2 protein-coding genes and 2 pseudogenes are annotated in these 4,892 nt (G+C 64.1%); all 4 read right to left on the reverse strand.

Annotated elements, in window-relative coordinates:
• Nucleotides 1-201: 201 nt before the first annotated feature.
• Nucleotides 202-2,031: a DUF4157 domain-containing protein gene (locus ENJ19_05265; GenBank protein ID HHM05138.1), complete on the reverse strand. Its 1,830-nt coding sequence runs from the start codon at nucleotides 2,029-2,031 to the stop codon at nucleotides 202-204.
• Between the two features lie 11 nt (nucleotides 2,032-2,042).
• Nucleotides 2,043-2,552, reverse strand: a complete 510-nt coding sequence (locus ENJ19_05270; protein HHM05139.1) for a hypothetical protein — start codon at nucleotides 2,550-2,552, stop codon at nucleotides 2,043-2,045.
• Nucleotides 2,443-3,104, reverse strand: a pseudogene (locus tag ENJ19_05275) (DUF4157 domain-containing protein). Before ENJ19_05275 ends, ENJ19_05270 begins: the two are co-directional and overlap by 110 nt.
• Before the next feature lie 1,472 nt (nucleotides 3,105-4,576).
• Nucleotides 4,577-4,892, reverse strand: a pseudogene (locus tag ENJ19_05280) (DUF4157 domain-containing protein).

A 4,892-nucleotide genomic window follows, 5' to 3' on the forward strand; every position in this document is an offset into this window, starting at 1 on the left:
ATTGCCGCCCGCGAAATACGGGCGCCATTGTGCGAAATGGCTGGTATTTCGCGGGCTCGCATTGACTTGCGCCAATGGCGGCACATCCCTGTGCCGCGCTATTAACCCGACAATCCTAATTGCCGGGTTAATAGCCATTTGTCTCAGGCGTGATTTACGTCTGGCCCACCCGTTCGGTTTCACGGACATGGGAATTCTCCTTCAAGGACATTGGAGGCCACCACTGGCAGGGTTGGTCAAAGTGGCGGACGCCACCGTGGTCCGACCCGATGCACCGGCCTTGCTGGAGGTCAGCGTCGATTGATCCGCGGCCAGCGCGCTCTGTTGCACCACTGTAGTAAATTGGCGGAACGCACCACCGCCGACTTTGTATTGATAAGGCATTGTGAACGTGATGCTCCCCGGATCGAACGGCGCCACTTGCAGACAGTCCCCGGAATAGACGCAATCACGGATGACGGCCTGCGTTCCCTTCCCGGCGACCACGGTATTGGTCAGCGACAGATCGTTACACGCCCCTCCCGCCGTCCGACGACAATGGCCGAAATTGTTGAAGCAGGAGTAGGGGCCGGGATTACTTACCACTGCGCCAACATTCATTTCGCGATACACGACCCGGCTGAAATTGACGGTATCGGGCAACAAGAACGGCAAAACTTCGATTCCGGAATCCGCATGATCCTTAGTGTGCTTGACCCCCGACGTACCAAAGCGGTCCATGTGCACGCCGGTTGGGGCAACCACGGTAAAGGCAATGCTCGCGCCGCCCGCTCTTACGGTGACCGTTTGTGCGGTATCCGGTGCCATCAACATCACCGTCGCGCCCGTTGCGGCAGAGAGGGTTCCGGCGCTGGTCACCCAGTTCACCGTTCCGCTGGAGTGGGTCAGCGTCACCCGCTCACCCACGCCGATCGTCGTCCGCGTGCGGGAACCCGGGGCGATCTCCACGGTTTCGCTGGTGATGGTGGGCGGACGCACGGGTTGGGACGGAATATGGGCTTGCGCCCTTCGATTGGGCGCCAGTGAAGGTGAAAACTGATCGGTCTCGCCCTGTGCAAAAAGCGTGATGCTGCCGGCGGGGATGCCTGGCGAACCATCCGAAGGCGTCATCAGTTCATGGGCGAGGGCTTCGGCTCTGTTGCAAGACAGTTGCCAGTTGAGGGTGGGAGGACCGTCGACGCTGGCATAGCCGTCAACGCGGACCGGCTCGGCCACTGCTGTCAAATGCCAATTTCGCACAAAGTTGGAAACAGCAGCCTTGTCCGCGTCGCTCAGTGTGTTGCTGTTGATCCCGAACGTGACATCCAGACTAACGCCAGCAGGAGACGACGTTGCAACGGGACACGACATGGCCGGTGCAGTGGACGGATCGTTTTCCAAGGTGTAACGCTGTATTTTATTTTTTATGTCACTGTTTTGCTGGACGACATGGGTCAGCTCATGGGCCAACAAATGCCTGCCTTGATCAGTGTCAGGAGAATACTGGCCGGCACCAAAAGCAATATCGTAACCTCGGGTGTAAGCCCGGGCATTCAACGCCCGCGCCGAAGCCGCCGCCCGCTGATCCGCGTGCACCCGCACCTGACTGAAGTCATGCCCGAAACGAGGCTCGAAAAACGCGCGCGTTTCTGCCGGCAAAGGCTGTCCGCCACCGCGCAAAGCCTGAACTTGCGCGGACACGCCCGGCGGTACGCTGGCCACCCCGCCCGGCCCGGCTTTGGCCTGCACCAGTTCCTCTTCTTCCTCGTCGACCTGCCGCTGCAACTCGTCTTCGCATTCCGCGCAAAGGCGCTGGATTCGGGGCGGCGCGCCCATGGCTGGCGTGGCGGGCATGCGCATCACCTGCGCCGCCACCCGATCGGCTTCCTGCTCGTAGCGGTCATTGGCTGCGCCCACGGTCAACTTGGCTTGAATCGGTGCACCCTGACGATGCGAGGGTGCGCCAAAACCGCGCCCGGTCGAAAAGCGGGCGGGCGTCCCCTGGTGCGGGCTGTGACCCGCCTTGGTTTGAATGGAAGTACACCAGTTCATACGCAGCGCTCCTATGGCGGCGTCACCGTGATGCCGGGCTGGCGCACCAGGCACCAGACCAGGCGGGCATAATTGTCGGCCAGGCCCAGGGCATCCCGCGTCGTCGCGGCGGGTGTGGCTCGCAAACACTCACTCGTGCCCACCGGCCCGAAGAATCCATAGTAGTGCTCGGGCTGGGTCATGGCCCCAGCCAGGTGGGCGCACTCGTGGATCAGCATCCAGCGGCGGCCCTCCAGGGTGAGGGGAAAGAAAGGCCGGCAGATGTGAATAATGCCGCGTTCGCCCCGACGCACATAACCGGTCCAGTTGCCGCATGCCGTGTCGCCGGGTGGCGCGCAGGCGAAGGTGAGGCGTCCGCCCTGCGCCGCCTCCAACAGCTCCCGGATGCGCAGCACCCGGTATTTGACGGTATCAAACACATCCTGACTCGCCGAGCGAAAATTCGCGCGCAGGAAACGGTCCACGCGGGCCCGGTTGCGCGGGTTGAACGACAAAAACCAATTGAGCGCCGCATGGGCCATGGTCCGGGCGCCGGGGATGGCCTGGGCGATGGCGCGGGGATTGAGGCAATGGCCGCTGGTGGACAGGGTGACCCGTATGGGCCGTCGGTGCCGCTGCCGCTGCACCCGCGGGACTCTGCCGGTGGTCGTGCCTTGTTGCACTACATGAGTCAGCTCGTGGGCCAAAAGGTGGCGGCCTTCCTCGCGCTGCGGCGCATATTGGCCGGCAGCAAACGCGATGTGGTTTCCCAAGGTGTAAGCGCGGGCGTTCAGTGCCGCAGCGGTGGCGGCTGCAGGGGCGTCAGCGTGGATGCGCACCCGGCTGAAATCATGGCCAAAACGGGGCTCGAAAAACGCTCTCGTTTCTGCCGGCAAAGGCTGGCCGCCGCTGCGCAGGGCGCGCACCTGGGCGGCAACACCCGGTGCCAGCCCGGCCGCCCCGCCCTGCCCGGCTTCGGCTTGCACCCGTTTTTCCCCGGCTTCCTCTGCCACCGGCCGCTGCAGTTCGTCTTCGCACTGGGGGCACAGGCGCTGGATTCGAAGCGGCACACTCAAGGCTGGCGCGGCGGGCATGCGCATCACCGGCTCCGCCACCCGGTCGGCTTCGTGCTCGCAAGGGTTATGTGCGCGCGCCAAGGTCGGTTTGGTCTGCCGCGGCAGCCTTTGGACGGGACGGGACACCGCGAAACGGCGCCTTCCGGTAAAACATGGCGGATGACTGCCGCTCGCGCCCTGGGGCTGGGGGCGGCGGGCGCACCTCAGTGAGCCTGTGTTGCTCATTCTTCCCCTCCCACACCCAGCAACGAAGCCAGTCCCGTCACCCCGCCCGACACCTGGCGGGCGAAACGCATTACCCATTCCACCCGCTCGAAAGTGCTGCTCACTCCGGACACCGCGTCGGCCATGAAACTGGTATCCATACCAGCCAGGGTGCGCAGACCGCCGGCCACGACGCCAGGCGCCGCGGCAATGACGGCATCCACTTGTTCCTGGGGAACAGTGGTGGGATTGGCGCCGGCCATCCAGCCTTCGGCGCGGCCGATCAACTCGCCGATAGGGGCAAGGTTGTGGCCACCGGCCAAGGTGTTGTCACCGTAGTCACCGTCTTCGCGTACGCCCCTCAGGGGATCGAGCAAGGATTCCGGGATCTCGATACCCACCGCGGCCAACACCGGGACCGCTCCCGCCAGTACCGGGACCGGCGCCGGGACCGGCAGCGGAGGTATAAATCGCAACAAGAAAATGATGGCCAGCACGATCAGAACGATGATGGCCACCACCAGCAGCACCAAGGCCACCACCGCCAACACCATCAGGGCAAACACGATGGCCGCCACTGCCGGTTCCGGCAGGTATTGATCCAGCCACCGGGCCCACTCGCCCAACATGCGATACAAGCGCCGCAACAGCTCGGTGGTGCGCAGCACGATAAAGGCCAGCGCCGGTGACAGCTCCGCCATGGGCCGGCACATGTAATACACGATGCCATCCACAGGCCACAGGGCCATGAGGGACTGGGGCGGCCAGATGCTGATGGGAAACCCTGCCAGCAGCGTGGGATTGATGGCGGCGCAGGGCTGCTGGTTCGGCCCCAGGGCACCGCCATAGTAATTGTCGTGATGGAGCATGTAATGGGTGAGCTGGGCTACGGCATTGCCGTGGCGGCCGTTGACCAGGTCGGTCACCGGCTTGATCTCTCCCAGGCGGGCATAGAGCGGTGGGTTTGTGGGTGGATTGGGTATCGGCGGCGCAAAGGGCGGATAGGTCCCCGTCCCCGGCGCCGGCACCAGCCACGGTGGCTGCGTCGCCAACAAATCGGCCCGGCCCGATGCCCCCCCGCCCGGCGTGACCCACGACGCACCGGGGATCGCGACCTCGCCCAAGTAACCCAGCAACACCATTTCCTGCTGGATTTCCCGATGCATCCACTGACCAATCTGCGGCGAACGCATGGTGGGGTGCCAGCAATTGCCGGCGTGGGCCCAGCGCTGAATCTGCTGCTGCGGTACGCGGCCGATCCGCGCGTCTTTCGCCTGCCGCTGCACCGAAGCCCCTTGCTGTACCACATGGGTTAACTCGTGCGCCAGCAATTGGCGCCCGCCGTGCGTGCCGGGCGAATACTCCCCGGAGGCAAAAGCAATATTGTTGCCCAAAGTGTACGCTCTGGCGTTGAGGGCATTGGCGGATCTGTCGGCGCGGTGGTCCGTGTGAATGCGCACCATGCTGAAATCGTGCCCGAACCTGGACTCAAAGAACTTGCGGGTGGCCGGTTCCAAAGGCTGGCCGCTCCCCCGTAGCGCGGCCACATCGGCATGCACATCGGGTGCGATGCTACCGTCTGTGGCGGGTTCAGGGCTGCGC

This window comes from Gammaproteobacteria bacterium (genome assembly GCA_011375345.1).
GTDB lineage: Bacteria > Pseudomonadota > Gammaproteobacteria > DRLM01 > DRLM01 > DRLM01.